The sequence below is a fragment of the Bombella sp. ESL0378 genome (genome assembly GCF_009725845.1).
GTDB classification, from domain to species: Bacteria; Pseudomonadota; Alphaproteobacteria; order Acetobacterales; family Acetobacteraceae; genus Bombella; species Bombella pollinis.
Map to the genome: position 1 here is coordinate 1 of NZ_WNIF01000014.1, position 4,793 is coordinate 4,793.

7 protein-coding genes and 1 pseudogene are annotated in these 4,793 nt (G+C 49.2%); 6 read left to right on the top strand and 2 right to left on the bottom strand.

Translation table 11 applies throughout. From position 1 onward, the window contains the following. Window positions 1-381: 381 nt before the first annotated feature. The 3 genes and pseudogenes from GM556_RS08820 to GM556_RS08535 all read left to right on the top strand — a co-directional run. Window positions 382-552 (top strand): annotated as a pseudogene (locus tag GM556_RS08820) (hypothetical protein); the annotation flags it as partial. Between the two features lie 349 nt (window positions 553-901). After that, window positions 902-1,336, top strand: a complete 435-nt coding sequence (locus GM556_RS08530; protein WP_155579837.1) for a hypothetical protein — start codon at window positions 902-904, stop codon at window positions 1,334-1,336. A gap of 3 nt (window positions 1,337-1,339) precedes the next feature. Further along, on the top strand, window positions 1,340-1,555 hold the full coding sequence (locus tag GM556_RS08535) for an MbeD family mobilization/exclusion protein (protein WP_155579838.1): 216 nt from the start codon (window positions 1,340-1,342) through the stop codon (window positions 1,553-1,555). A 203-nt stretch (window positions 1,556-1,758) separates the two neighbouring features. On the opposite strand, the gene GM556_RS08540 is transcribed toward GM556_RS08535, so the two are convergent. Further along, window positions 1,759-2,268 carry a helix-turn-helix domain-containing protein gene (locus GM556_RS08540; RefSeq protein ID WP_155579839.1) on the bottom strand — a complete coding sequence of 170 codons (510 nt, stop codon included), beginning with the start codon at window positions 2,266-2,268 and terminating at the stop codon, window positions 1,759-1,761. Between the two features lie 244 nt (window positions 2,269-2,512). Here GM556_RS08540 and GM556_RS08545 point away from each other — a divergent pair, with 244 nt between their 5' ends. Then, a complete protein-coding gene (locus tag GM556_RS08545) occupies window positions 2,513-2,719 on the top strand; it encodes a MerR family DNA-binding transcriptional regulator (RefSeq protein ID WP_155579840.1) in 207 nt (68 codons plus the stop codon). Continuing rightward, complete coding sequence (locus tag GM556_RS08550; RefSeq protein ID WP_155579841.1) at window positions 2,694-3,578, top strand: site-specific DNA-methyltransferase; 885 nt, start codon at window positions 2,694-2,696, stop codon at window positions 3,576-3,578. Before GM556_RS08545 ends, GM556_RS08550 begins: the two co-directional genes overlap by 26 nt. Window position 3,579: 1 nt before the next feature. Here GM556_RS08550 and GM556_RS08555 read toward each other — a convergent pair whose 3' ends face one another. After that, window positions 3,580-4,359 carry a restriction endonuclease gene (locus tag GM556_RS08555; protein WP_155579842.1) on the bottom strand — a complete coding sequence of 260 codons (780 nt, stop codon included), beginning with the start codon at window positions 4,357-4,359 and terminating at the stop codon, window positions 3,580-3,582. A gap of 173 nt (window positions 4,360-4,532) precedes the next feature. On the opposite strand from GM556_RS08555, the gene GM556_RS08560 reads away from it, so the two are divergent. Continuing rightward, window positions 4,533-4,793: plasmid mobilization protein (locus tag GM556_RS08560; protein WP_155579843.1), on the top strand; the 261-nt coding region annotated here is incomplete at its 3' end.

The following is a 4,793-nucleotide window of genomic DNA, read 5'->3' on the forward strand; positions in this document are numbered from 1 at the left end:
CCGCAACCGCCAGGACGAAAGGGAGCGAATCATCCTGCTCAACCGCATCAATGCGAATCTCAACATGATTGCCCGATGGGTAAACACCCATAAGAGCCGGGCGGAGACGGTGCAGGTGGTAAGCCACCTGATCGCCCTGCAACGTCGAATCGCAAAGATCGCCTCGTGATCGTAGGCTTCTCCCGCCACGGCATGGGTGCCGGAGAAGGCCCCGTGGCCTATCTGACCGATCCGGCCCGTCCTGGCCGGGAGGACCACCCGCCCGTGGTCCTGCGTGGCGATGCCCGCCAGACCGGCCGCCTGATCGATGCCCTGGCCTTCAAGTACAAATACACCTCCGGCGTCCTGTCCTTCGCGCCCGGGGAGACCATCACGCCAGAGATGGAACGGGCCATCATGAACGATTTCGAGCATCTGGCCTTCGCCGGTCTGGAACCCGACCGCTACGTCATCCTGTGGGTGCGCCATTCCCATGCAGGCCATCACGAACTGCACTTCCTCACACCCCGGGTCGAGCTGGAAACCGGCAAAAGCCTGAACATCCGCCCTCCGGGCGAACAGGCCGAACGGCAATTCGATGACTTCCGCAGCATGATCAATGCCCGGTACGGTCTGGCAGACCCGACAGACCCCGCCAGGGCGCGGACGGTCTCTTCCCCCGGTCATGAGCTTAAAATAGCCGCAGAGGCCCTCAGGAAGGGCGAGAAGCCCCCTGACAACATGCGGGAACTGATTGATACCGTCCTGACCCAGAGGGCCGTGGCGGGGCTTGTACGGGACCGTCAGACGCTTCTGGAAGCAATCCGCAGCCTTGGCCTGGACGTTCCCCGGGCCGGAAAGGCGTATGTCACGGTCAGGGACCCTCAAAGCAACATGCGCTGGCGACTGAAAGGCCCGCTCTATGAAGAAACCTATTCCCTTGGCCGAACGCTTGAAGCGGCAGGCCGCAACCGAGAACGGGATTATTCAGGCCCAGATGAAAGAGCAGCTCGCCGCTTTGCAGAGCGGGTTGCACGACATCATGCAACGCGAGCTGAATACCATCAAAGCCGATATCGAACGCCAGAGCCGCAACCTCGGCTGGCGCGCCCTGAAGAACCGGCTGCTCTGGCCCTTCCTGATTGGCCTGAGCCTCTCGGCGGGTCTCCTGGGCGGGAGCTGGGGAATGATGATCTATCTCTCCAACCGGATCGAGACCATGGAACGGACCGTGGCCGTTCTCCGGTCCCAGGGCGGACGGATCAGGCTGAACACCTGCGACAACCGGCTTTGCGCCCGGACAGACGAGAAAGCCCCGGCCTATCAGGACGGCTACCGGATTCTGAAGGAGGATTGAGCCATGACCGAGCTGGAAACGCTGCTTTTGAGCGCGTTGGAGGATTTACAAAAGACCTACAAGACGCACGAGAAAACATGGCAGCAGGAGCGGGCCGCCTTGCACGCGATGTTCGAAGCTACACAGCAGGACAACGCCGCTTTGCGGGAGCAGCTGGACCGCTTGAGCGGGCAATTCAGCTCCTTGAGCGCATTGCTCTCTCGATCCGGGATTACCTGACCCAGAAGAGAAACAGACAGGCCCGACAGAAACCGTCCTCCTCTAGGGGACCCGGCCCCTTCTGAAATCCGTTTGCCGCCTGACAAAATGGCGGTTTACGGCCATTCCTTCAGGCGGCAAACCCTCATCATGAAAGCACAGCTCCGCCTTCTGGCTCCTCTTCCTGAGCAAATTTCGGTCTTACAGACCGGTTTGACGGGACGTTATTGGGAAAAAACCTGGGCCATGGCGGCTTCCCGGTTGTCCCGGAAGAGCCTTTGCCATGGCGTCAGCCCATTCGAGGGGGGATCCAGCTGTTTCCAGATGGTTTGAGACGCCCTTTTTATATAAAAATAAGGGCTCCCCGGCAGGTTTTGCCGCCTGAAAAACTCGCTGATTTCTGCGGTTTTTCGCTTGAACCGGTGAAGAGCGTTCAAAACCTTGTTGATATACTCATCCGTCAGCAAAATCCGGTAGCGATTAACCGACTGACGGCGACCAACGCGCTCATTGGTCCAGTCGATCCACCGTCTCAGCCGAGCTTCCCGGAGGGCATTGCGAACCGTGCGCTCGCTGACCCCTGATTCAGCGGCCAGCGTGGCGTGAGACGGGTAACAGCCCAGGCGGCCATGATAGGACACAAGGGCCTTATAAACCGCAGCCTGACTGTGGTTGATGCGATGGAAGCGGGCCAGAGCTTCAAAAAAGACTTTAAGGCGGAAGAGAGGGAGCATATAATTCCAACACACGATAGCCGTGTGATCTTGATCGGGGCACGGTTATCTGGGTGGGCAGCGTTACCAGCGCGCCCGCCCACCGTGCGATGGACGATTTCTCCACTCTTCTTTTTTATCAGATACTCGTCAAGAGGCTAATGGAAGTCTCTTGGGCGTTAATTGAGCTTTTTGGCTTTTTTCCTTGGGAAAAATTGCTAAGCTTTTCTAAGGTTCTTATTGACAAAGTTTTATAAGGTTTTATATGGTTGATCCGAAAGAGGAAAAAAACCCTCAATTTATGAGCATTAGCGAAGCGGCAGCATATCTTAATGTCACCACAGCGACCCTCCGCAATTGGGATAAAGCGGGAAAACTTACTCCTTATCGACACCCTATTAATCAATATCGGTTATACTCAAAGGAAGAAATAAAGGATTTTATAAATGGAATATCAAAATTCAAAAAATGAAAATTTTCCCAAAAACACATTTTATACTTCGAATGGTATATCTATATATTTAGATGACACGCGAAGAATATTATCTGAGTTCCCTGAGAAAAGCTTTCAATCATGCATAACTTCTCCTCCTTATTGGGGATTGAGAGATTATAACCATGATAATCAAATAGGATCAGAAGAGAATGTAAATGATTACATAAGCGACCTTGTGCATGTATTTAGAGACATCCGTCATCTTCTGGCTGATGACGGCACCTTTTGGCTTAATATCGGAGATGCATATACAAGCGGAGGACGCACGTGGAGGGCTCCTGACCGGAAGAACCCTGGTCGTGCTATGACATACCGTCCAAAGACTCCTGAAGGTTTAAAGCCTAAAGACCTTATTGGATTACCGTGGCGGCTAGCTTTTGCCCTCCAAGAAGACGGTTGGTATCTTCGCAGTGATATAATTTGGAACAAACCAAATTGTCAGCCAGAATCAGTTAAAGATCGTCTGACGCGATCTCATGAATATATATTCTTATTTTCAAAATCTAAGAAGTATTTATTTAATCAAGACGCAATAAAAGAGCCATCAACAACTAATAATTCCCTTAAGAACAGAAGAAGTGTTTGGAATTTAAATACAGAGGGGTTTAAAGGGGCTCACTTTGCCGTATTCCCTGAATCTTTAGTTCAATTATGCTTATTAGCTGGCTCCAATGAGGGACATAGCATTATTGACCCGTTCTTAGGCTCTGGCACAGTTGGGGCTGTTTCAAAGAAGCTTAATCGAAACTGTGTTGGCATAGAGATCAATGAATCTTATGCCAACATAGCCAAAGAAAGAATTGATAATACTATTAATTATAAAAATTTGATTTAATTTATACTATTAATTCGTCTTTGTTTTCTTCTTTGGGGAATTTCCATGTAGCGTGAGTTATACAAAAATCTTTTCTTAAATGTTTTATTTGAAGTTTTCTTTCTGTCCCTCCGTCAAAATATAATTGGAACACCTCTTCCTCTCCTTCCTTTACTGTGCATGTTCCCGGTTTCGGATGTTGCTTACTGTTAATAGAAATTTTAAAAATTCCGTTTCTGGCATTCAAAAGAAGAACCTTGGGTATCTCTACAAGTTCATAATAATGAACTGATGGGTCCCTAAGCTTCCTCAATGTAAAAATCCTATCATATCGAGACATATGATTATAAAATCTATCTAGCTGCCCCCTCAAGTGTTCTTCTTTATCGGTCCATTCTCCTTTACCTAATTCCATAAATTTAGATATATGTATGAAGTTTTCTTTTATTGCTCTATCTGCCTGCGTTTTTAACGATATTCTTTGTTTATTCACTGTAAGATCATGCCCAGGATTCCCTCGCGGCGCTAACTTTGCCTCAATTCCAGCACGTTGGAACATACGTTCAAATGCATGTTCAAAACGATCCTTTGACAACGCTTCCTCAGAAAAAACGTGATGTATTCTTAGGATATCACCAAAGTCATATAACATCCTTTTATTAATTAAATCCGATTCTAAATTAAGATTATACTCAAAAGGTTTATTTAATTGATCAACTATTATATTTATGTAATCCATTTGATATTCTGTTAGATTCAATATCTTATCCAACAACCTCTTCGAGTCTATTTCCCTGCTCATTTTCCCCTCCTTGTAAATTATAAAATAAGGCTACTCCCTTACTGTTTTTTGAGAAGTTAGAAAAATATTGAGGGGTTGTTAGGGGGCATCGCCCCCTGACCAAGGCCCGGGTTGCGTAGCAACACCGGGTAGCCTTGTTTAAAGGGAATTTTGACCGAAAAACGGGGCAGAAAATGGCAGAAAAACGCGAGAAATTTTTGAGGGTTCGCTACTCCGAAACGGAGTGGAATGCCCTGAAACAGCAGGCACAGGAAGCGGGATTATCGCTTTCGGCCCTGGTGCGTGATCACGCGGGCAAGCGGCTCATCCGCAACCGCCAGGACGAAAGGGAGCGAATCATCCTGCTCAACCGCATCAATGCGAATCTCAACATGATTGCCCGATGGGTAAACACCCATAAGAGCCGGGCGGAGACGGTGCAGGTGGTAAGCCAC

What these genes read in the sequence shown, in the direction of transcription:
- GM556_RS08535 (WP_155579838.1), top strand. Translation starts at nt 1,340, where the DNA reads ATGACCGAGCTGGAAACGCTGCTTTTGAGCGCGTTGGAGGATTTACAA.
- GM556_RS08545 (WP_155579840.1), top strand. Translation starts at nt 2,513, where the DNA reads ATGGTTGATCCGAAAGAGGAAAAAAACCCTCAATTTATGAGCATTAGC.
- GM556_RS08555 (WP_155579842.1), bottom strand. Translation starts at nt 4,359, where the DNA reads ATGAGCAGGGAAATAGACTCGAAGAGGTTGTTGGATAAGATATTGAAT.
- GM556_RS08530 (WP_155579837.1), top strand. Translation starts at nt 902, where the DNA reads ATGAAGAAACCTATTCCCTTGGCCGAACGCTTGAAGCGGCAGGCCGCA.
- GM556_RS08550 (WP_155579841.1), top strand. Translation starts at nt 2,694, where the DNA reads ATGGAATATCAAAATTCAAAAAATGAAAATTTTCCCAAAAACACATTT.
- GM556_RS08540 (WP_155579839.1), bottom strand. Translation starts at nt 2,268, where the DNA reads ATGCTCCCTCTCTTCCGCCTTAAAGTCTTTTTTGAAGCTCTGGCCCGC.